The organism is Amphibacillus xylanus NBRC 15112 (assembly GCF_000307165.1).
GTDB lineage: Bacteria > Bacillota > Bacilli > Bacillales > Amphibacillaceae > Amphibacillus > Amphibacillus xylanus.
Genome location: NC_018704.1, coordinates 2,339,070 through 2,362,835 on the forward strand (window position 1 = coordinate 2,339,070; position 23,766 = coordinate 2,362,835).

19 protein-coding genes and 2 pseudogenes are annotated in these 23,766 nt (G+C 35.9%); 11 read left to right on the plus strand and 10 right to left on the minus strand.

The window, feature by feature from the left end; genetic code table 11:
- Window positions 1-222 precede the first annotated feature (222 nt).
- Entirely contained in the window at window positions 223-1,638 is a 1,416-nt protein-coding gene (locus tag AXY_RS11175) for an MATE family efflux transporter (RefSeq protein WP_015010926.1), read from the plus strand.
- Window positions 1,639-2,264: 626 nt separating this feature from the next.
- Here AXY_RS11175 and AXY_RS11180 read toward each other — a convergent pair.
- The 3 genes from AXY_RS11180 to AXY_RS11190 form a co-directional block, all read right to left on the minus strand.
- Complete coding sequence (locus AXY_RS11180) at window positions 2,265-2,849, minus strand: superoxide dismutase family protein (protein WP_015010927.1); 585 nt, start codon at window positions 2,847-2,849, stop codon at window positions 2,265-2,267.
- A 140-nt stretch (window positions 2,850-2,989) separates the two neighbouring features.
- Window positions 2,990-4,717 carry a methyl-accepting chemotaxis protein gene (locus AXY_RS11185; RefSeq protein WP_015010928.1) on the minus strand — a complete coding sequence of 576 codons (1,728 nt, stop codon included), beginning with the start codon at window positions 4,715-4,717 and terminating at the stop codon, window positions 2,990-2,992.
- Between the two features lie 229 nt (window positions 4,718-4,946).
- Window positions 4,947-5,765, minus strand: coding sequence for an aldo/keto reductase (locus AXY_RS11190; RefSeq protein ID WP_041450188.1), 819 nt, complete (start codon window positions 5,763-5,765; stop codon window positions 4,947-4,949).
- A 389-nt stretch (window positions 5,766-6,154) separates the two neighbouring features.
- On the opposite strand from AXY_RS11190, the gene nrdJ reads away from it, so the two are divergent.
- From nrdJ to AXY_RS11210, 4 genes are all read left to right on the plus strand, one after another.
- The gene (nrdJ, locus tag AXY_RS11195; RefSeq protein ID WP_015010930.1) at window positions 6,155-8,578 is read left to right on the plus strand and encodes a ribonucleoside-triphosphate reductase, adenosylcobalamin-dependent; all 2,424 of its coding nucleotides are present in this window, start codon (window positions 6,155-6,157) and stop codon (window positions 8,576-8,578) included.
- 75 nt (window positions 8,579-8,653) lie between these two features.
- Complete coding sequence (locus tag AXY_RS11200) at window positions 8,654-9,046, plus strand: DUF4430 domain-containing protein (RefSeq protein WP_015010931.1); 393 nt, start codon at window positions 8,654-8,656, stop codon at window positions 9,044-9,046.
- Between the two features lie 25 nt (window positions 9,047-9,071).
- The gene (locus AXY_RS11205) at window positions 9,072-9,542 is read left to right on the plus strand and encodes an ECF transporter S component (protein WP_041450377.1); all 471 of its coding nucleotides are present in this window, start codon (window positions 9,072-9,074) and stop codon (window positions 9,540-9,542) included.
- Between the two features lie 145 nt (window positions 9,543-9,687).
- Window positions 9,688-9,996, plus strand: a complete 309-nt coding sequence (locus tag AXY_RS11210) for a DUF378 domain-containing protein (RefSeq protein WP_015010933.1) — start codon at window positions 9,688-9,690, stop codon at window positions 9,994-9,996.
- A gap of 117 nt (window positions 9,997-10,113) precedes the next feature.
- On the opposite strand, the gene AXY_RS11215 is transcribed toward AXY_RS11210, so the two are convergent.
- Window positions 10,114-11,223 carry an NADH-dependent flavin oxidoreductase gene (locus tag AXY_RS11215; RefSeq protein ID WP_015010934.1) on the minus strand — a complete coding sequence of 370 codons (1,110 nt, stop codon included), beginning with the start codon at window positions 11,221-11,223 and terminating at the stop codon, window positions 10,114-10,116.
- Between the two features lie 191 nt (window positions 11,224-11,414).
- Between AXY_RS11215 and AXY_RS11220 the strand changes: the two genes are divergently transcribed.
- The 3 genes from AXY_RS11220 to AXY_RS11230 all read left to right on the plus strand — a co-directional run bounded on the left by AXY_RS11220 (window position 11,415) and on the right by AXY_RS11230 (window position 13,104).
- Window positions 11,415-11,636, plus strand: coding sequence for a DUF2829 domain-containing protein (locus tag AXY_RS11220; RefSeq protein ID WP_015010935.1), 222 nt, complete (start codon window positions 11,415-11,417; stop codon window positions 11,634-11,636).
- A gap of 48 nt (window positions 11,637-11,684) precedes the next feature.
- Window positions 11,685-12,440: a 3-oxoacyl-ACP reductase gene (locus tag AXY_RS11225; protein WP_015010936.1), complete on the plus strand. Its 756-nt coding sequence runs from the start codon at window positions 11,685-11,687 to the stop codon at window positions 12,438-12,440.
- Window positions 12,441-12,588: 148 nt separating this feature from the next.
- Window positions 12,589-13,104, plus strand: a complete 516-nt coding sequence (locus AXY_RS11230; RefSeq protein WP_015010937.1) for a QueT transporter family protein — start codon at window positions 12,589-12,591, stop codon at window positions 13,102-13,104.
- A gap of 257 nt (window positions 13,105-13,361) precedes the next feature.
- On the opposite strand, the gene AXY_RS11235 is transcribed toward AXY_RS11230, so the two are convergent.
- From AXY_RS11235 to AXY_RS11245, 3 genes are all read right to left on the minus strand, one after another.
- Window positions 13,362-14,582, minus strand: coding sequence for an IS110 family RNA-guided transposase (locus AXY_RS11235; protein ID WP_015009979.1), 1,221 nt, complete (start codon window positions 14,580-14,582; stop codon window positions 13,362-13,364).
- Window positions 14,583-15,179: 597 nt separating this feature from the next.
- Window positions 15,180-15,626, minus strand: a complete 447-nt coding sequence (locus AXY_RS11240; RefSeq protein ID WP_015010938.1) for an HRDC domain-containing protein — start codon at window positions 15,624-15,626, stop codon at window positions 15,180-15,182.
- A gap of 38 nt (window positions 15,627-15,664) precedes the next feature.
- Window positions 15,665-16,459, minus strand: coding sequence for a Cof-type HAD-IIB family hydrolase (locus AXY_RS11245; RefSeq protein ID WP_015010939.1), 795 nt, complete (start codon window positions 16,457-16,459; stop codon window positions 15,665-15,667).
- A 188-nt stretch (window positions 16,460-16,647) separates the two neighbouring features.
- Between AXY_RS11245 and AXY_RS11250 the strand changes: the two genes are divergently transcribed.
- A complete protein-coding gene (locus tag AXY_RS11250) occupies window positions 16,648-17,994 on the plus strand; it encodes a cyclic 2,3-diphosphoglycerate synthase (protein ID WP_015010940.1) in 1,347 nt (448 codons plus the stop codon).
- A gap of 60 nt (window positions 17,995-18,054) precedes the next feature.
- Here AXY_RS11250 and AXY_RS12925 read toward each other — a convergent pair whose 3' ends face one another.
- Together AXY_RS12925 and AXY_RS13110 are read right to left on the minus strand one after the other, a co-directional pair.
- Entirely contained in the window at window positions 18,055-18,279 is a 225-nt protein-coding gene (locus AXY_RS12925) for an IS3 family transposase (RefSeq protein ID WP_015010941.1), read from the minus strand.
- A gap of 132 nt (window positions 18,280-18,411) precedes the next feature.
- Entirely contained in the window at window positions 18,412-18,537 is a 126-nt protein-coding gene (locus tag AXY_RS13110) for a hypothetical protein (RefSeq protein WP_015010942.1), read from the minus strand.
- A 165-nt stretch (window positions 18,538-18,702) separates the two neighbouring features.
- Between AXY_RS13110 and AXY_RS11265 the strand changes: the two are divergent.
- Window positions 18,703-20,142, plus strand: a pseudogene (locus AXY_RS11265) (IS6 family transposase).
- A gap of 441 nt (window positions 20,143-20,583) precedes the next feature.
- A pseudogene (locus AXY_RS11270) lies at window positions 20,584-21,129 on the plus strand (RNA-guided endonuclease TnpB family protein); the annotation flags it as partial.
- A 107-nt stretch (window positions 21,130-21,236) separates the two neighbouring features.
- Here the strand turns inward: AXY_RS11270 and AXY_RS11275 are convergent.
- Entirely contained in the window at window positions 21,237-23,750 is a 2,514-nt protein-coding gene (locus AXY_RS11275) for a beta-mannosidase (RefSeq protein ID WP_015010946.1), read from the minus strand.
- Window positions 23,751-23,766 lie beyond the last annotated feature (16 nt).

Here is a 23,766-nt window from a genome sequence, read left to right on the forward strand (position 1 = left end):
TACATAGTTTATCATTTTAATTAAATATACATCAAAAATAAATACCAGCCTAATGCTATCTCCCCACTGAAGAAAATAATTTAATTATTTCACTTCTAAAGTGGGGTCTTTTAATTCAATGTTAGTTTTACAGCCTAAAACCGAAAGAAGATCTTGGTTTAGTCTAAGGTCTTTTTTTATACTTAAAACATTAAACTATAACGTAAATTGTGAGGTGTCTTCATGGGGAAAGATATGACAACAGGAAATCCAATAAAACTGATTTTCTATTTTGCTTTACCAATGTTTTTCGGTAATATATTTCAACAGTTTTATAATATGGCTGACACATTTATTGTTAGTCAAACAATCGGTATCGATGCATTAGCAGCTGTAGGCTCAACTGGTAGTATTAACTTTTTAATTATTGGTTTAGCAATTGGAATTACAGCTGGATTATCAGTTATCACTGCACAGCGCTTCGGTCGTAAGGACTTTGAGGGATTAAGGAGAAGTCTTGGTACTAGTTTAATAATCGTCGTAATCGTAAGCGTTATCCTAACTTATTTTGCCACAAAAAATACGAGAACAATACTAGAGTTAATGCAAACACCGCCAGAAATCATTGATTACGCTTATGACTATTTATTTATTATATTTGCGGGAATTGGTATAACCGTGTTATTTAATTTCTTATCAAATATTTTAAGAGCTATCGGTGATAGTCGAACTCCGTTAATATTTTTAATCATTGCATCAATTTTAAATGTTATCTTAGACTATACATTTATCTTAGTATTCAATATGGGCGTTAGTGGTGTTGGTTACGCAACAGTTATTGCACAATTTGTCGCAACTATTTTATGTCTAATTTATATTAAACGACGTGTGCCTATTTTAAGGATTTATAAAGAAGACTGGACAAAGGATTGGTCTGAGTATAAGGAGCACTTACGTGTTGGTTTACCTTATGGATTCCAATATTCAATTATTGCTGTGGGAACAATTGCAGTACAAATCACATTAAATAGATTAGGTGCTGTATCAGTTGCTGCCTATACTTCGGCTAACAAAATTGATCAACTCTTAACGATGCCGCTTCAAACAATTGGTGTAGCGATATCGACATACGTTGCTCAAAACTTTGGTGCTAGAAAGTATGCGCGAATAAAAGAAGGCGTGACAAAAACCTTAAAGATTACTATCCTATATGGCTTTACGATTGGGCTTATTCTTTGGTTCTTTGGTCAAACACTAACATTAATTTTTGTAGATGGTAACAATGAGGCTGTGTTAAGTTTAGCTCAACAGTATTTTAGAATCCAAGCACCATTTTATCCGTTTTTATCAATGATATTTGTACTTAGACTATCATTACAAGGTTTGGGTAATAGTTTTGCACCAACACTTGCTGGGGCAATGGAACTTGTCGCTAGAGTATTTGGAGCAATCATTTTATCAAATCTATTTGGTTTTGCTGGGGCAATCATGTCAAATCCACTTGCATGGATTAGCGCTGTCGTTATTTTAATACCGACATATTACGCAACAGAGAAATTAATTGTTAATGAACCTACTCCATTAGCTAAAAAACTTGCTTTTGGTTCAAAAAACGTCATTAAGAATGTTCAGCTTGAAGAGTGTCATGCGTGCCATTAGATTTTCACTCAAATTAATATAACTACATGAATCATTCATAAATTCTTAAGCCTCCAATTGATGTTTATTTAAATCAATTTGGAGGCTTTATTGGTTCAATGTCAAATAGTGTTGGTAGGTTTTATAATTAGTCGAGAATAAATTTATTTTAGTTTTAATAAAGATACAACTTGTTCACCGCAGGTGAAATACACTCGCTTTCTTACGTTTCCGCGGGCACGGCTTTTAGCTAACTAAGGCAAGCCAAGAGCGCTTGCCTTAGTGGATCTTCAGCTCGTGCTGGGACTGCGATTACTCGTCCCACCGAAAAGATTTATTCCCGCAGAAGTCTCGTGTATTTCACCTGCTGTTTTTCATTTTTAAATTAAATGGCTGCTATTTTAACTAAGCAGTTTACTTTTGCTTTCGTTCCTCTATAACTGTAAGGGATCTAACCCTTCGTCTCTAATATTAAATGCTTTTCGTCGACTTAATTATTAGTGAATCTACTGGCCTTTTTCTATGGAAACACAAAAAAGGTGTCAGCGAATTCGTAAAAAACTCACCAACACCAAAAATTATAGAACCGCTTTATTGAGGTTAGGCTGATCTTGTTATGTCATCAATTATTGATTATTCACTCTCTACTATTCACCTATCACACCACAAGCAATTCTAGCGCCTGCATTTCCAGCTGGTTGAGAGATGTAGTCATCGGGATTTTCATGAATGACAAGACTTGTCCCCTCTTCAGTAAAGAGAGTATTTTCATGATCTGGATCAAGTGAAACTAATTTTGCTTCTAATTCTACATATACAGAGCCATCTTCCTTAACCAATATATTTTCAAGATCACCAGCATGGGGACCTTTTGGATGTTTGAAGCCATGTTTACTATTTGTTGGGTTATAGTGCCCACCTGCAGACTCAAAATCAGGTGGTACGCATGCTCCACGATCATGAATGTGAAAACCATGCTCACCAGGTGGTAAGTTATCTCCCTCTAAGATAATTTTCACACCACCTTCAGATTGCTCAGTCAGGGTTGCAGTTGCTATTTCCATGCCATGACTATTAATTAAACCGACAACTACCGCTTCAGGCAAAGCACTTACTTCAACCGCTTCATTATCAAGTTCTTTATGGCCTTCTTGATTATCATCTTGTTGACATCCAATAGCTGTGACCATAATGATTAGTAGCAAAAATAATCTGAAGTATTTTTTCACCACTTCTACTCCTTTCATTTATAAGATATTTTCTATAACAGTTTGGACAAGTACTGCTTTATTTAGTCCCTGATAGGCAAAGTAAAAAGGAAATGATTCAGAAAAACTTTAGACCATTTCCTCGATAATTTATGCTCATTACACTAAACTTTAAATTTCCCAACTAGCATATTTAGATTTTGACTAGATTCAAATAACGTTTTGGACCTGTCAGCCATGTGTTCCATCGTACTTGAAGTTTCCTCAGCGGATGATGCTATTTCTTCAATCCCAGCTGCTGATTGTTGTGAAATTGAAGCCATTTCCTGTGCAACGTTGCTCACATGAACTGATTCTTGGTTCAATAGTGATAAATTTTCAATCGTTGATCGAATATGCGTTACCATCTGATCAACTGCATACTCAATCTCATTTAATCTTAATCCTGTTAGTTCAATATCATTCATCCCTTGTTGTATTTCTTGATAACTTTCTTTTAACGTTGTTGATACTATTTGCGTCTCTTTCTGATTATCTTGAGTTATTGTCGTAATTGTATTGACTGATTTTTTTACTTCTTCAGCTAATTGCCGGACCTCGTCTGCTACAACGGTGAACCCTAGGCCATGTTCACCTGCTCGAGCCGCTTCTATCGAAGCATTTAAGGCTAGTAAATTTGTCTGCTCTGAAATTTCTTTAATAAACTGGACAAGCCGAGATATTTGCGTAGATTTTTGATTTAGACTATCCAATTGCTCAATTACTTTTTGGACAATTTGATTAATAATGTCCATCTGATTAACAGATTTTTTCATATAATCTTGACCTTGGGCAGTCTTGTCAAGCATCTCATTTAGTAATTGATCTACTGCTTCATTACTTTGATCAATGTGACTAATTTTCCTTACAAAATCACGTACTATATTCTCCAATTGATTTGCGAATGCTGCTTGATCATCTGTACCTTTAGCTAGATCATTCATCGTTATAGCGATCTGTTGTGTACCTAATTTTACATCTTCAGCTGATTGATTTAATTGCCCACTCTGTTGATCAACCACCTCAGATGTTTGTTTAATTGAAGTTACCATTTTACTTAACTGTAAGCGCATTTGATTAATCGTATGGAATAACTGTCCAATCTCATCTTTTCCAGACAAAATAGTATTGGCTTTTGTTAAATCACCAGAAGCAATTCTACTAGCTTCATGAACGATATGATTCAGTCTTTTAGATACATGACGACTAACGATTAATACTAGTATGACTGCAATAATTATCGTTGTAAGCATGCTATAAAGTAGTAAGTTCTGGGCGAACAACTGGCTTTGATAGACTGTTTCTTCAGCATCATGACGATCTTCAATTATTAATTCACTTAAATCACCTAGAGCTGATGTAGTTTCTTCTGTTAATTGAATATATCGATTACTATGTAGGCGTACAACAAATTCACGGTTTCCACTGATCGTCATAAAGTCTTGGTAAAGCATGTCCGTTAATTGTCCATTATAATCTACTATCTTATTTAGTAGATCAATCTGTTTTCCATGCTTAAGTCGTTCTTTTAATAAGTCAAATTGCTCATTAATTTCTTGATCGATTGCTTCAAACTCATTTACATATGTTTGACTACCAAATTGAGCATAGCCCATAACCGATAATCCCTTAGACCGAATCTTATCACTTAGCTCAGTGACTAATAAAGCATGATCAGAGTTATCATTAAGTGTCTCTACACTCTGATTTGTCTGATTAATCGCTCGTGCAACAAAGGTAATTGACGTTACTAACAGGATAAAGAGTAAAATAAAAATTAAACCGTACTTCCAAGCTATTGGTAAATGATCGGCATTTACCTTAAAGAATAGTCTTCTCATATACTTTTTCATATTCTAATATGCCCCCTCTACTAAAAAAGCACTACCAAATAGTAGTGTTTTTTTGGAAAACTAGTATAGATGTATTTTTTGACAGTTAAAATATTCCTCTATTTACAGACTATCAAAACAAGTTAAAGCCTCTGTTAACTCGTTGTAAATTCAATGTAAAATTTTTATTTTTACCCATAAAAAAACTCAAACAACCGGTTAAGATTGTTTGAGCGTATGTTAGCTTTTATTATAATTGATCTGGGTCTGTTCCTAGTCGATTACCGCAGTTTAAGGCTTCGATCCTTGTCATGTCTTCGTTAGATAATTCAAAATCAAAAATATCAGCATTTTCCTTTTGTCGAGATTGATTTACAGACTTCGGTATTGTGATAATCCCATTCTGATAATCCCAACGAATAATAATTTGCGCAGGAGACTTGCGATACTTTGCTGCCAACTCCTGAAGCACTGGATGATCTAAATATGTCGCCTTCCCAATCGGTGACCATGCCTCTACGGCAATATTATGATTTCGGCAATACTCTCTTACCTCTACTTGAGCAAGCTGTGGATGTAATTCAATCTGATTAATTGCAGGCTTTATTGTTGCATCCTTCATCAAATCCTCTAAATGATGAGGGTGGAAATTACTCACACCAATTGCACGTGCCTTTTTATCATGATAAATTTTTTCAAGAGCTCGCCAAGTTTCTTTATACTTACCAGGTATCGGCCAATGAACAAGATAAAGGTCAACATAATCCATATTTAGGCGTGTTAAACTTCGCTCAAATGCTGCTAATGTCTCTTCATAACCTTGCTCATCATTCCATACTTTTGTCGTAACAAAGATCTCATCCCTTGGAATACCGCTATCTGCAATTGCTTTACCAACGCCCTCCTCATTTTGATAGAAAGAAGCCGTATCAATATGACGGTAACCTAGTTCAAGAGCTGAACGAACGGCATCATACACTGTTTTCCCGTCTTCAACTTTGTAAACACCCAGTCCAATTACCGGTATTTCGACACCATTATTTAATGTTTTTGTCGTAGTTAAACCCATGAACAAGACACTCCTTATACTAAATTATTTTTGATTTGACACACTTATACATTTTCACTTAAATTTTAACACATTTAGCTAAAATTTCTCACCTAAAATGAAATTATCATATATAATATAATTACTAGAACTTAACACCCTCTAGTCGTTTTAGACAATTTCTTCTTAATTACCCTCTAATTAGCTAAGCAAAATCCTTTTGTTATTCTATTAAATCTGGTATGATAAAAACTCATGATCTCACATAAAAACATCAATATATAGTATTAAGTTATCATTTTCGATTCTATATATTGATTTTTTTATATTTAGAGGTTATGATTATAATTGTCAAAAAAACGCCCTTGAAGCGTTAATATTATTATTCATATATACAAAGGAGCGGTCTTATGATTATCGAGTATGTAACCGATGGTTTTGTCGAAAAAGTGGTCAAAGAAAACCCAAACCCACTAACGGAGATTGGTAGTTTTGTTTATACTAGAACTTATTCTAGATGGAAGGCTACGAAAGGCAGACGTGAATATTGGCAAGAAACAGTTCAACGCGCTGTCAACTATAATATGACTTTAGCTAGTGACCACCTTATTAAAATTGGCCTAGAGCCGGATTACCGCGCACTACAACAAGAAGCAGAGCGGATCTTTTTAAGCATTTATAATACAAAACAGTTCCCTTCTGGCCGTACATTATGGCTTGGTGGTGGAAATGACGTTATAAATGAAAAATTTACACTTGGTAATTTTAACTGTTCATTTACAAACATAACAGATTGGAAGGACTTATCCGAAGTATTTTATTTATTACTAGTTGGGACAGGTATTGGGATTAAATCAACACTTAAAATGGCAAAAAGAATGCCAAAGATCAGAACTAACGTTAAAGTACTCCACTCAGAGTACCGCCCAGTCAAAAAAGAAGAACGTCTGGAGCATTCAAAGCTTGTTGAAATTGGTAATGGCTTTGCCAAAATCTATATTGGTGATTCAAAAGAAGGTTGGGTTGAATCATTACAGCTTTATTTAGATGTTCTAACAAAAGTAGAATACAAGCATATTCATACAATTAAATTTAGCTATAACTCAGTACGCCCTAAAGGAGAAAGACTGAAAACATTTGGTGGTACTGCATCAGGTCACGAACCGCTTAAAGAAATGTTTGAAGGATTTTCAAAAGTACTTAAAAATGAAATTGATGATAGTTTAGCACCAATTGAAACAGATGAAGACGGCTACGGACAAGTTAGACCAATCCACATTCTTGATATGGCTAACTTAATCGGCGCGAACGTCGTTGTTGGTGGAGTAAGAAGAACAGCAGAAATTTTCTTATCAGATGCTGATGATATTGAAGTATTACTTGCTAAATACGGCATTAATGGCTTCTGGACACAAGATCACTTTGATCAACACGAAAAAGTAAAAGCATCATTAATTAAAAATGGCATTACGTTACCTAAATGGTTTGAGGAAATGTCAATTAAACAGCATGCTGTTTCTTACGATGATGGCAAAAACCTTAAATACTTCGATGATGAAGCTGTTGCACTAGCTTTTGCTGAAGAAGTTGGTGGTTACCATATGCATCCTGTGCGTGAACCACGTAAAAACATTGATCACCGTCGTATGAGTAATAACTCTGTAGCCTTTACTAAAAAACCTACAAATGAAAGACTAAGCCTTCAATTTGAATTATTAAAAGGTGAAGGTGAACCAGCATTTGTTAACCTTGAAGAGGCTGCTCGACGAGTATTAACACAATTAGGAGATTCAAATCCTTCAAGAAATAGACTAGAGTATATCATGGAAGAAATTGGTTTAAACCCTTGTGTTGAGATTATTTTATTCAGTAAAAACGTATGTAACTTAACAACTGTTAACGTTACAGCATTTATTGATGAAAATGGTCAACTTGACGAAGCTGGATTATTACAAGCACAAAGAGATTCAGCTCGTATCGGCCTAAGAATGACACTTGCTAATTTAGAACTTGAAAATTGGGATAAAGTACAGAAGCGTGACCGCTTATTAGGTACTTCATTAACAGGTTGGAAGGATGCAATGTCGATACTTGGCTATACTGAAGAACAAGAAGAAGAATTACAAAGAAAGCTTCACCACGCATCACGTAGCGAAGCTGATAAGTATGCAAAAGAATTAAGAATTAATGCACCATTACTTGTTACAGCAGTTAAACCTGAAGGAACATTAAGTCAAGTTGCTCGAAACCCGAGAACAGACTCTCCTGTTTCAAGTGGGTTACACTGGTCACACTCACCATACTACATCAGAAGAATTCGAATTAATGAAGCTGATCCATTAGCTAAAGTTGCTTTAGACTTAGGCTGGACAGTGAACCCTGAAGTAGGTACAGAAGGTGACACACATGAAGAACGATTAGCAAATGCGAAAACACTTGTGATTGACTTCCCTGTTGCTTCTGGAGCTGACAAGACGAAAGATGATGTATCTGTAGATGAGCAGTTTGACAACTACTTTAGCTTCCAAAATCATTATACAGAGCACAACACATCAAACACGATTACAGTTAAACCAGATGAATGGGACCGTGCAGAAGAACGTGTACTAGAAGGCTGGGATAACTTTGTTGGAGTATCGTTCTTAGCACATGATGGTGGAACATACCAACTTACACCATACGAAGCTATTTCAAAAGAAGAGTATGAGGAACTCAAAGCAAAAATGATTCCTTTCTCTGCTGAATTATTAAAGCAATATGAAGTGTCAGATAATTTAGAAGCAGCTGATATTGGCAATGACAGCTGTACAACTGGAGCTTGTCCAGTTAGATAATATCTTTAGACGAGATGGTATCACCTAAACGTTGATGCCATCTCTAAAAAATAATGATCTAGGAGTTGTATGATAATGAAAATGAAGAACATACTTTTTGCCATCGTACTAACATTAGGTATACTTGTCGGTTGTGGTACAGCAGATAATAATCCAAATGTTGCAGATACAGAACAAACAGAAGTTCAAGTTGAAATTATAATTTCTCTTGAAAACCAAGAAGAAATACTTGAAGAAGAAGTCCTTACCGTCGATGCAGGGACAAGTTTAATGGAAGTAATGGAAGAAAACTTTGACGTCATAAATAATGGTGGTTTCATTTCTTCAATAAACGGTATTCAAGCAGAAGATGGCCAACCATATGCATGGATGTATACCGTAAATGGTGAAGATGCGACGAAAGGTGCAGAAGACTACATCATTAAAGATGGCGATGTGATCGAGTTTGACTTCCATAGCTGGGAATAAAAAATTAACCGTTAAAAAAATAACGATGCTGTCGATGTTGATAAGTATCGCTGTTATTGGCAGAGTTTATATGAATTTTATACCTAATGTACAACCATTAACGACAATTATTATTATTACTGCCGTACTTATGGGCCGTACAAATGGTATGATTCTCGCAGCAATAAGCATTATCGTCAGTAATATGTATTTAGGGGTTGGAACTTGGACATTTTCACAAATTGTTTCGTTTTCGTTAATCGCCCTTATTGCAGGAAGCTTCTATCGTCTAAAAGATAAAAAGCATTTTATTTATTTACTAGCAGTTATTAGCGGGTTAGCTGGTTACTTTCACGGTTTTATCATGTCCATTTTTAACTATATTATCTTCGGTAACTTTTGGGCTTATTATTTTGCTGGTCTCCCATTTGATACTTATCATGCCGTTGGTAATATCGTTATTACTTTAATCTTGTATCAACCAATCCGATCAACATTTAAGATCGCCAAGATCTAAAGTCACTACATTTTTTTATGTGGTGGCTTTTTTTATTTCCACACATTATCGATCCTTCCACATATTGATTGTATGAATTTTATCTTAGAGCAAAAGATAAAGGTGATCCTATTTAGGGATCCAACTTGAGGAGGTGAAGATCTTAATGCAGACGCTCAAAAGAATTGCTTTAGTATTAGTCATTATCGGAGCCATCAACTGGGGGTTAATCGGACTGTTTGAATTCGATTTAGTTGCATCATTATTCGGAGGTCAAACATCTGGTTTAGCAAGAATTATTTATACCCTAGTTGGAATCAGTGGTATCATTTGTTTATCGATATTATTTGATCCACTTGGTGAAGCAGATCATGATCGAACCGTTAATGCAAGACATGTCAATTATGGTGTTGAGTTTGGTGAAGATTTTGATTATGAACGAGAAAAAACAGATTATGATGAGCGCTTTAGATAATTAATTTTTTACAAATGAGAAAAATAATGCTTTAGCCAAAATCATGTTATAGTTATTCCTTTGTAAAATAACATGGGCCCTCACGCGATAATGTGTTGTGAGGGCTCGATTTTTATCTTATTTTTTTATTAATCGATCTGGCATTAAGTTTTTCATAAACGCCCATGTTCCATTTCCAATTAGCAATTCTTCACGATCATATTCAGAAATCTCAGTTCGAATGAGATCATCTCTTCCATCGAAAACTTTTTGCGTCCAATGCGGATCAATTAAGAGTGCACGACCAAGTGCTACTAAATCAGCAGAATTCAATAATTCTTCTGCTTGTTGTTTCGTCCGAATATCACCAACACCAATAAAAGGAACCCGCCCTTTTATCTGATCGAAAATATACTGAATAATCGTCTTATCTTGATATTCTGAACTAATTGACATGCGCTTATAATCATTAATTGAAATATGCAAATAATCAAGCGGCTTATCTGCTAGTTGATCAATTAAAAATAACGTATCAGCTAACCTTATACCTGGCGTTTCAAATTCCTCTGGTGAGAACCGATAGCCAATAATAAAATTAGAAACACCTGAATTATCGACTGCTTCTGTTACAGCATCAACTAAATCATTAATAAATTTAAAGCGTTTTTCCAAGCCACCGCCCCACTCATCGTTGCGTTTATTTGAATGTGGTGAGAAAAACTGTTGAATTATATACGTATTTGCACCATGAATTTCAACACCATCAAATCCAGCTTTAATCGCACGTAATGCCGCTTGTTTGTAGCTATCAATTAACGTTTTAACTTCTTCAGTTGTTAACGCTCTTGGCGTTTCAGCGCCAGGTCGTTCAGCTGGGATCGCACTTGCAGATACAGGCTGTTCACCTCGAAGTACACTTGAATTCGTCATTCTTCCTCCATGAAATAGTTGTAAAATAGCCTTCGTATCGTTTCTTTTAATGGCCCCGGCTAATTGAGATAAACCTGGGATAAATCGATCATCATACACACCTAGTTGCCCTTCCCACGTCTTCCCATTTTCCTGAACGTTGGCTGCAGCTGTAATGACAGCACCTACCTCACCAGATCTTAATGCGTAGTAATCACGTTCATCTTTCGTAACAACACCATCAAAAAAACTCATACACGTTGTCATCGGCGCCATGACAACTCTATTCTTTATCGTTAACCCTCGTTTAAAAGTGAGTGGTTGACTAAGTTTTGTCATTACTAATCGTCTCCTTTAATAAAATAGTAGGTCAATACTTATTGGTCATATTACATACTTATACGTTTGAATAATAATTATTCTACTAATGAACATCTATTGCTCTAAATAATTTCCTCATTCTCATGTCAATTGTATTTAATGTGTAGATCAATTATAATTTTATTAGTAAATAAAAAAGGATGAGACAGATGACATTTGAAGAAATTTTACCTAGACTAAAAGCTGGTGAGAAAGTAATTCGCTCAGGATGGCATGGTGCCGAATTATATGTCAAATTAGTAGATCAAACCACTTTTGATGGTGAAACTTTAAATCCTTACTTTTTAATTAATGTAAAGGGTGAAGGTTATACTATGTTTACACCAACAGTATGTGACTTGCTCGCTGAGGATTGGGAAATTGTTGAATAAAACATCATTGTCCAGCATAAGTCTGGACTTTTTTTATGAGGTGATCATTTGTTAACAACTGAATTTAAAGGAAAAACTGTTTTTGTTACCGGGGCTAACTCGGGAATTGGTTATGCTCAAGCTAAGAGTTTTCTTAAAAAGGGAGCTCATGTCTTTGCAATTGATATTAAAGATGATCAACTTGTCCATTTGAAAAATAAATACGGGGACTATTTTAGTTATATCGTTGCTGATGTTGCAAATAAGCAAGCTGTTGAAAAAGCGGTAGCTCAGGCGATTATGGCGTATGATAAAATTGACATTTTACTCAATACCGCTGGCATCCTTGATGACTATGCAAAAACATTAGAAACCGACGAAGTATTATGGGATTGTATTATTGATACAAACTTAAAAGGGACATATTTAGTGACTAATGCTGTGTTACCTTATATGTTGCAGCAAAAGAAAGGTTGTATTATAAATATGAGCTCAATTGCTGGTCTTGTTGCTGGTGGTGGCGGTGCTGCATATACCGCTTCAAAACATGCCATTATTGGATTTACAAAGCAACTAGATTATGACTATATCCGTCAAGGTATTCGGGCAAATGCAATCGCACCTGGTGCAATTGAAACACCAATGAACAAGGCTGATTTCGAAGGAGATGGCAAAATCGCCAAATGGGTAGCAGAAGAAACACCTGCTGGTAGATGGGCTAAACCTGAAGAAGTTGCTGATTTAACTTTATTTATAGCTAGTGATAAAGCAGACTATATTCATGGAGCTGTCATCCCGATTGACGGCGGCTGGATCATGAAATAATCTTGCAGGAACTTCTTGTATTTGCTATACTGGGCAGGCAGGTTTTTTACTTGCACTATGGCACTTCGTTAGAGCAATCAAGCTCTCATCCTTTGGCCATAGTTATTACTAAAATAGCGATTGCTATTTTACAAAGGAGAAATTATTAATGAATACAGATCTTAAGCAACAAACCTCACAGACGTCTGTCCAAGAATTAGCAAAGATGGGCCTAATTGCAGCACTTTATATTGCGGTCACACTCGTAGTCGCTCCAGTTGGATTCGGTCCCATTCAATTCAGATTATCCGAAATGTTTAACTATCTCGCACTCTTACATAAGCGTTATGTTATTGCTGTAACAGTGGGGGTTATGATTGTAAACTTTTTCTCACCTTTTGGATTAATTGATGTTATTGTCGGCGGACTATCTACCTTCCTAGTCTTAATTATTTCAAGAGCAGCAACAAAACACATTAAAAATTTGAAGATGAAAATGGTTGTCATGGCAGCGATTGTAGTAGTATCGATGTTTACGATTGCCGGGCAAATTTATATTGTCTCTGAACAACCTGAATCCTTTTGGTTTATGTATCTAACGATTGCAGCTGGAGAACTTGTTTCCATGACAATCGGTGGATTTATCATTTATTTTGTTAATAAGAAATTTGATTTTAGTAAGTAAATACATTTCAATATCAAATGATATTGATCATGCTTTATTATAAGGCATGATCAAGTATATTTTTATTTAGTATATATTCACCGCAGGTGAAATACACTCGCTTTCTTACGTTTAGTCAAGTGTTTAAATCCCTTTTTTTAATTAATTCCCGGAGGGGTACCCCTCCGGGAATTAATTAAAATTTTGCACTTCGAATAGACCTTGTGTTTTTTGTCTTTTTTCAAGGTCTATTGTGTTATAATTAAATCATAGTATGATTATTGTTGGCTTGAAGCTTTCTCATAATCATACAATAGGTCGTTTTGAATAAGATGAAATGTGACTTTCAAGAATTTATTCATACAAGCGACTACTGCAACCTTATGATGCTTATTATAGGGTTGTTTTTTTAATTTATAATAATAATCAACTAAATGATTTATTTGTTTTCCTTTAGCAGAAAGCATTGAGACAATCATAAAATACAAAATACCACGCAGTCTACTATTACCTCGTTTATTTATACGATCTTTATACTCCATATTTCCAGACTGATATCTTACGATATCTATACCGGCGTATGCATTTAGTTGTTTATTATTTTTAAAACGTGTTAAATCCCCTAGTTCAGCTATGATTCTACAGGCTAATTTATCTTTTATTCCGGGAAATGACCGAAGGATCCTGTATTCTTTACGGTCTTTTGACATTTCTGTCATTCTTTGAATGATTTCATCTTGCTCTTCCTCCATCTCTAATATTTTCTTGGCATAATCCCTTACTAACTCACAAGAATAGTCTGTTTCATCAACTGCTGGAAATGAATCCTTTGCGATTTCAATCAATAAAATTGCTCTTTCCTCTAACTTTTTTAATGAATAGTTTTTCTTAGTGCATTTTTTAATACGATTTTTAATAACTGTTTTAGATCGTTTTAATATCAAGTTTGGGTGAGGGAATACTTGTACAAGATTATAATAAAGTTTTGATTTGTTAATAAAAGCCGTATCAAAGTCTGGGAAAGATAATTGTAATGATGCATGTAGTCGATTTTTGTACTGAATCTTCTCTTTCATAATCTCATCATAGCGACGTGACATTGTACGCATCTGTTCGTAATAAGAATCTTCGCGATAAGTTTGGAAATAATCGTTTTTAAAATGATTCTTAGCCAGTTGATGCGCATCACTTATATCTGTTTTGTTTCTTCTTAGAGATTGGGTGTTAAGGTGTGCTAATAAAGGATTTAAAGAATAATAAACGAGATTATTCTCTCGTAAGAATCGTTCTAAAGCAGCCGAATATACTCCAGTCGCTTCAAAAACAAATTCTAAGGTATAATTATTCTTTTCACTTAGATCTTTAATGATTTTACTTAAATTAGAGAATCCCGTTTTTGAATGAATTAACCTCCCTTCAAATTCACAGTTACCTTGCTCGTTGTAAGCGGCCATGGTACTACTCTTTCGACTAACGTCGAAAGCAATAACGCATCTCATTTTCTTCTCCTCCTTAATATTTTTGTAGAAGTCTCCACTTTACCTTATCGATTCCACTTTCTTATACACGGTCTCTGGGGACCCAACATACTAAGCTGATTCAAATAAGGGAGTGAAGTTAGCCAGTTTCCGATCGTCGAACTCAAGGTCCTTAGCGTGATTCGGCTTTACTTCACTTCTACTATAAAAAAATAGTAGCACAAAACCTGGCCTAGGTCTTGTACTACTAATCTTAGTATGTTTCCGCGGGCACGGCTTTTAGCTAACTAAGGCAAGCAAAGAACGCTTGCCTTAGTGGATCTTCAGCTCGTGCTGGGACTGCGATTACTCGTCCCACCGAAAAGATTTATTCCCGCAGGAGTCTCGTGTATTTCACCTGCTATTTTTATACTTTTAATGGAATTGGCGATAATCAGTTAGACGTACTAAATATGCTTGATAGTAACTCTTTTCATCTATTTTGTCAGGTTGTATTAATATATCTTTAAAATAGTAATGTTTTCAGCTTTCTATAATTTATTAGAACCATAATAAACAAGTAAATCACGATCTAAACATAACTAAGTGGTTACTCTAAATCGTGATTTTGATTTATCTTTATATTTCTTCCATTTCATTATTGATAATGTTTAGTATATCTAATCCATAAGTTTCTGCTTTTACGGGACCAATTCCTTCAATTTTAAGTAACTGCTCCATAGTTTTTGGTTGTTCAATAATCAATGCATCTAACGTTCGGTTTGTAAAAATATAATATGGCTTAATATTTAATTCCTTAGATTTTTTTAAACGATAGGATGTTAGCTTCTCTCTTAACTCATCAGTAGAAAGAGTTCTTGTTTTTTGCTTAGGAATATACTCAGCATTATAAAAATACGATTCCAAATTAATTTGTTTGTCTTGGTGTAGGTCCATTAATGAATCTGCAATTTGATACAAAAATCTATCTAACATATAAACAGGAGATTCATCTTTTAATTTACTTTCAATAAATGATTTAATTTGATCATGCCGAATATTAATTGTTCTTCTTAATAACGACATGATCACAGCTCCTTAAAAGAGTTATTTTATTAATATATTTATTTTAACAGTCCTTGAATATAGTGACCGACTGCGTTTTGTTCGTTTGTATATTGAGAGGTGTGGTCGGCGACTTTTTTTAGTTGGGGTTCGGCGTTGGATACGGCGATGCCTAAGTCAGATGCCGTGAGTAATGGTATGTCATTAAAATTATCACCAAATCCAATTGTATAAGCATCTGTTAGCTGACAAAGGTTAATTAATTCTTTTAATGCTTCTCCCTTTGATGTTGCTACGGGTAAAATTTCTAAATATTCCATTTGGGAAAAGACAAGTGTAAGTGTGTTAAATTTGTCTGTTAAGGTTGTTGCAAATTTCTCTAAGTCTTTTCTTGCTATCGACATGAGCATAATTTTCGTCACTTGTTTAGGTAGCTCGTTCCAATTAATTTCAATTGTCGTTAAGTTCTCCTTTTGCTCAAAGTCACGACAAACATCACCGCGGTTAATTGCATAAATTTGCTCCTGCGCAAAGAAAACTACTTCTGAAAATGTAACTGCCGCTTTTAAATATTCACATAATTCCTCTGTTATTGGTAGCGTTCGATGATATAGAACTTGTTTTTTAACTGGACAATAAATCTGCCCACCGTTGTATGTAATAATCGGCAGTCTTATGTTTAACTTTTTTATGTAAGGTTCTACACTTTTATTCGTTCTACCAGTTGCAATCGTAAATTGACCATTATATTTTCTAAATTGATTAATCTGTTGAATGTTAAAATCAGAGATGTTGTGTTTTGAGTTTAATAAAGTTCCGTCCAAGTCCGTTATAATTAAATACTTGTCCATCATGTTATTGATTCCTCCCTATTTGGAAGAGCGGCTCAAAAGTCAAACCACCTTAATATGCCCATATTATAACATAACATCGTAAATTTAACTGAAACTCATATATAAGTAAATAAAAAATTACCGTTGCATAATTATTCACTATAAAGTATAATTATTATAACTTGTAACACGGACAGGAGAGAATCCAAATGACAAAGAAAAATGTTATTATTATTGGAGCTGCGGGGAGAGACTTTCATAATTTTAATACGTACTATCGTGATAATGACGATTATAATGTTGTTGCATTTACGGCAACACAAATTCCTGATATAGACGGACGGAAGTATCCAGCGGAACTTGCTGGTAATCTATATCCTGAAGGAATCCCTATTTATTCGCAAGAACAATTACCGGACTTAATTAAGACATATGATGTTGATGAGTGTGTTTTCTCATTTAGCGATATTAGCTATCAAGACGTGATGGCGATTGGTGCGATTGTTAATGCTGCTGGAAGTGACTTTAAATTACTTGGACCGAATCAAACAATGCTAAAAAGCAATAAGCCGGTAATTTCAGTTACAGCTGTAAGAACAGGAACCGGTAAAAGTCAAACATCGAGAAAAATAATTGAAACGTTGATGGCAAAAGGACTTAAGGTCATAGCAATTAGACACCCAATGCCTTATGGTGATTTAGCTGCTCAACGTGTTCAACGTTTTGCAACGATTGAAGATTTAAAAATACATCAATGTACAATTGAAGAAATGGAAGAATATGAACCACATGTTTCCAGAGGTAATATTATTTATGCAGGTGTTGATTACGAAGCAATTCTAGAAGCTGCAGAGAATGACCCTGATGGATGTGATGTGATCGTTTGGGACGGGGGAAATAATGATTTCTCATTTTACAAACCTGATTTAGCGATTACAGTGCTTGATCCACACCGACCTGGGCATGAGTTACAGTATTATCCTGGTGAGGTTTGCTTAAGAACAGCAGACGTAGCCATTATTAATAAAGTTGATAGCGCAACGGCTGAGGCGATTCAAATTGTTGAAAACAATATTAAGACTGTCAGTCCAAACAGTATAATTATTAAAGCCGAGTCAACGATTACAGTAGATCAGCCAGAATTAATTAAAGGAAAACGTGTCCTAATTGTTGAAGACGGACCGACCCTTACACATGGAGAAATGAAAATTGGTGCAGGCACAGTCGCAGCGCAACGTCTAGGAGCTGCTGAAATCATCGATCCTACTCCATACCTTGTAGGAAGCTTAAAGGATACGTTCATAACCTATCCTCATATTGAGAATCTTGTCCCAGCAATGGGGTATGGCGAACAACAGCTAAAAGATCTGGAAACAACGATTAACAACGTCGATTGTGATGCGGTAATTATTGGGACACCAATTGACTTATCACGTGTCATTAAAATTAATCAACCAACTGCCCGGATTCACTATGATTTAGATGAAGTCGATGGACCTAAATTAGAGCTTATCTTAACAGATTTTATCAACAAATATAAAGCTGAACTCAAGTAAAATAAGAAAAAACAGGTACTGTTTATCGTAAATGGTAGTGACTCCAAAAAGTTAGAGTTTTTATAATGCAACTGTTTGGCTGGTTTGAGTTCGGTATTGGACCGGGCTTAAGCCAGCCAATTTTACTTTGCTTCGATCGTTATTGTAGTAATCGATATATTGTTCAATTTTTTGTTTCAACTCATGATAAGATAGTAATTCTTCACCGTAATAAATCTCTTGCTTTAAAATACCGAAGAAACTTTCCATCACGGCGTTGTCAGCACAAGTTGCCTTTCTAGACATGCTTTGAAATATTTTGGTGTTCTTCAGCGTAGTAATCCACTTTGTGTGTTGATAATGCCAGCCTTGATCAGCAAAGTCCTTTACTGTATCAATTGCCCATTTAAATGGACTTGAAAAGACGTGATCAATCTCTTACTCGAGTAAAAATTTCGTCACAGACTTAATCGCTTGTAAACCCGCTTCTGTCAGCGGATGCGTTAAATCGTCATAAATTGATAAGTCTGACTCAGCATGCCTAACAAAGTAAATCGTCGTCATTAAAAAACCCCTCCATTAACTATCGTATTGTCAAAAGTTTTATAGTAAAAACTTGTTAAAACCTTGGTTTAATAGTCTTTAAATGCAAAAAACTTGCCACCCCCGAATCTTGGTGTTTGATGAGGTTACCAGACTCACACCAAATCCAAGATAGGAAGTGACAAGTTGTACCCTCAATTTATAACCTATTTGCTTCAATTTATCAAGTTTCAAGAAAAAATAATTTATACATTATTAGGGATTCTGCTAGGCAAATCCGTTGCGAAAGCTCCATTCGATGAGCCTGTCAACAAACCTTATCGAAAGTTACAAGTTGATGATATGCCTGTCATTGAAACCCTTGAAAAGCTAGACTATAAAAAGCTTATCCATGATTACAAAGTTGAACACGGTAAAGTCCTAAAACCAATCACTCGCCGTAAAAATAGTGTGGTTACAGTGCCAGAGACACTGACGTGTCCAAAATGTTCAGCGCCGTCCGAATACCTTTACGCGAATAACGGTAATAGCGGACAGTACAAATGTAAAGTGTGTGCGTGCTTATTTAGTCAACAAAATCGTTTCCTCAAGGAAGCCATTATCAAATGTCCACATTGTTTAAAGACTTTAGAGAGAATTAAGGAACGTAGAGATTTTTACGTTTACAAGTGTAAAAACAATAACTGTTCCTTTTATAAGAAAAATCTACGTAAGATGACTAAGGAAGAGAAACAACAATTTAAAAATGACCCTTAAGCGTTTAAAGTTCGTTATATCTTCCGTGAGTTTAACTTTGATTTTAAGCCTTTAGCGAAGGAGTCACCTATAAGCCCGAAAGTAGATCTTTCAAAGATTTATGTGTCACCACACACGTTGGGGCTTATTCTGACCTACCATGTTAACTACGGGCTTTCAGCCCGTAAAACGGCTGCATTAATGTACGATGTTCACGGTGTGAAAATATCGCATCAAACTATCCTAAACTACATGAATAGTGTTGCCCTTATCACAAAGCCCTTCGTCGATCATTATCCTTATGGGCTCTCTAATAGCTTCTGTGGAGATGAGACATACATTCGTGTCAAAGGGAAATGGCACTATCTGTTTTTCTTTTTTGATGCCGTAAAGAAAATTATTTTGTCTTATCCTGTTTCACCTAATCGGGATACACCATCAGCCATTAAAGCCTTGGATCAAGTACTTCAGAAATTTAAAGAGATTCCTGAAGACTTAATGTTTGTCGTAGACGGTAATCCCATCTATATTTTGGCGCAGCATTATTTTTCGCAACATGGGATACACTTTGACATTCACAAGGTGATTGGCTTAACCAATGAAGACCCTGTATCCAAGGAGTACCGTCCCTTGAAACAAATCATTGAACGGCTCAATCGCTCGTTCAAAGGCAACTATAGAGCTACAACTGGCTTTGGCTCCCAAGAAGGATCTGTTTCCTATGTGACGTTATTTGTGGCTTATTTTAACTTCCTACGTCCACATGCTTCACTGGAAAACAAAGTTCCTGTAATGATTCCAGAGCTTGAAATGATGCCCAACATGCCTGAAAGATGGACAAAACTTATATCAATGGCTCAGGATTTTTTGGCGGAGCAGCAAGCGGCCTAGCTTTTGTTTAGCTGAGCCCGACCATTCAGCCACCGGCGAAGCGAACCCTTGACAAACCGAACTAGACAGCGATTTATACTAGTAAAAGTCAAGGGCTATTTGTCATGCCTACTTTTGTTCCCTTCGCCCTTGACACCCCACAGGTAAATCGTTGTCGTGTTTGTCAAGGGCGATGGCGGTTATTTTTCTCCTTCAAAATAGATGAGAGTTTTTATTATCGGGTAGTTTTCATAGAACTTTTTACACTACCGAATTTCAGCAATCATTAGCTTCACTTTGCGGGCATTATTTATCAGCACTTCGACAGAAAACTCCCACTTCAAGGAACGAGAAGGGTTTAGCCTAGTGAGTAAGTGAGAGATGAATGTCGGTTGGCGCTAGCCAAAACATATTTCTTATCGCACAACTAGAACGTATATTCGTATAAAGTGAAGTGTGCTCATGTTAGTCAATAAAGCCTATAAATTCCGTCTCTATCCTAATCAGACACAACAATAACTTATCAACAAAACGTTCGATTGTTCACGGTTCGTTTTCAATCATTTTTTGGCAAAGTGGAATAACACTTACAAAGAAGCAGGGAAAGGATTAACTTATAATCTCTGCTCAAAACAGTTGCCAGCCTTGAAACAAGAATATGATTGGTTAAAAGAAGTCGATAGTATTGCCGTTCAATCAAGTGTCAAAAACTTAGCTGATGCTTTTTCACGTTTCTTCAAGAAGCAAACAAGCACACCACGATTTAAATCAAAAAGGAACCCGACCCAATCATATACAACGAAATACACAAACGGAAATATCGCTCTTTTTGGCAGTGAAATCAAACTGCCAAAGTTAGGGCTTATTAAGTTCGCTAAAAGTCGTGAAGTCGATAGTCGGATCATCAATGCGACGATTCGACGCAATCCAAGCGGTAAATATTGCGTTTCTATCCTTGCTGAGAGGGAAGTCGATTCACTTCCCAAAACAAAGCAAACGACAGGGATCGCCTAATCAATAATCAGCCATTAGGTTGATGTTCTTAGGAATCCCCCACTTCAATCGACTCGTAAGAGTGATAAGTGGGGGGAGTTCAAACAATGGCGTTTTCTAATTTAAATCATGTCAGCCATTGATTTCACATCAATAATCATTGATGGGTTTACTTCTCCGGTTCTTGGAGTGAATTGAACAACTTTCGTTTCCCCTGGTAAAAGATCAAAGTAATTTTCACTAAAATAACCCGCTTCTTCTGTATCTAACCAAATGCTTTTAGCAAATTGATCGGTTGTAATTTTAAACTCACCTACTTCACTTAACCGTTTGATTTGAATTTGAGCTTGCCCAAGTCTTAATTCCTTTGTTCGCACAAAGTAATGTTTCTTCTGATCAATAAGTTCAGAATCAATCAGTAATTCCCCTATTAGAGTGATCTCTTCTCGTTTGTAATCCTTGATTAAATCACTTAAGTTTTTCACTGCAACCTTTGTGCTCTGATTTGCTTTAACCTCAATCGTCAATACTTCGTCACTTAATTTTTCCCCTGATAGTGATTGAAGCGTCAGCTTTAACTGCGCTTGTTTTGCTTTAAGCTTATCGCTAACGACAAACACTTTCAATTGTTCTTCTGTTTGATCAAAGATTAATGCTTCATCTTTAAATGATTCTTTTGCAAAATAATGAAGTGCCTTCCAACGACCGTAATAATCAATGCTTGACCATGATGCTACTGGCCAGCAATCATTAATTTGCCAGTATAACGTCCCCATGCAATAAGGCATGTGTTGACGATGTGATTCAATCGCTTGCCTGATGCCTTCTGCTTGCAGCACTTGGCTCATATAGAGAAAGGCTGGAAAATCCTTAGGTTCTGGCAAGTAGTTTTCCATATACGTTCGGATTAATTGGTTACCAGCTCCATTCTTCTGGTGGTGGAGCATCACCTCTGATTCAATTGCATAATCAGATGTTTTTGCAAACGTATTTACTGTTCGAAGCTCTGGGAACGACTGAAAACCATACTCACTCATAAATCGTCCAACATTTTCCTTATATACTTCAAACGGCTTCTCACCGTGCCACACTTCCCAAAAATGAATATCGCCACTGCCCGTTACTTTTGAAGCATGTTGATTAATGTCATCTGTTAAGCTAACAAGTGGTGATGACGGCCAATACGGTTCATTTGGCGCATATTTATCAACGACATTTGCTAAAATATTGTGGAAAATATTTTTATAATCTGACCAGATCTTTTCTCGTGTCTCATCATCATAATCATTCTTCCAACCCCAGCCTGCATGTTCGTTAAAGTGTGCCCATGCCATATCAATCTCATTATTACCGCACCACAAGACAATCGATGGATGATGGCGAAGTCGCTTGACATTATCAATTGCTTCCTGTTTAACGTTGTCTAAGAAAGCTTGATCACCAGGATACATACTACACGCAAACATAAAATCTTGCCAAACAAGGATGCCATGTTCATCACATAGACGGTAAAACGTGTCTGACTCATAAACACCACCACCCCAAATTCGAAGCATATTCATATTCGCTGCGACTGCACTTTCGATTTCATAACGATAACGCTCTTCAGTCACTTCAGTAATAAAGCTATCATTCGGAATATGGTTAGCACCCTTTGCAAAGACTGGTATACCGTTTAATTCAAAATAAAACGAATGACCTGCTTGGTCTTGATCACGAACTAAACGAACTGATCTTAACCCAGTTGTAACAGTCTCTTCAGCGATTGGTTGTTCATCAGAGACAAGCTTAGCAACAAAAGTATATTGATTCGGTTCACCCAAGCCTCTACTCCACCACAATTTAGGCTGATCAATGCTCAGATCTAATTTAACTTTATTTTTCCCTGGAACAAGCTCAACAGTTTTTTCCCAAACTATAGCTTCTGTTGATACTTCTAGCTTACCTGACCAATTCGAAACACTCTCTACTTCAAGTTCTGCTACAAGCTCAGCTTTTTCTTGCGAAACATTGTGTTGGTTTATATAAAAATCATCAATGTTAATTTTAGACCAAGCAACAAGCTCAACGTCTTTCCAAATTCCACTTGTAACAAATCGCGGTCCCCAATCCCACCCGTAGTGGTAAGGTGCCTTTCTTGCAAATACACTAATCTTCTGATCGCCTAGGCCACCCATTTCGGAATCGTCATTAGCAGCCGGCAAACCATAACCTAGCGCTGCTAACTTTGGTAAATCTGTATCAATCGGTGATTTGAAATGAATTCTCAGTCCATGATTTCCTTCAGTTAAATACTCCTTAATATCTTTACGGTAAGTGCGAAACATATTGTCAGTTGTTAAGATTTTTTGTTCATTTAAATAGACATCCGCATAAGTGTCTAATCCGTGAAAAACAAGTTCAATTCGATCTTGCTCAAGTAATTTGTGATCGACTGAAATAACTGATTGGTATTCCCAATCTTTTTTGTCAATCCACTGAAGATCACGTTCATTCGTTCCATAAAATGGATCTTCTATTAAACCTTGAGTCCTTAAATCGGTATGAACAGTTCCCGGAACGTTTGCGTCCAACCAATCCCCTTCATTAAATTGCCTAAATTGCCATCCTTGAATAACTTTCTTTATTTTTTCCAATTATGTCACCTCATGT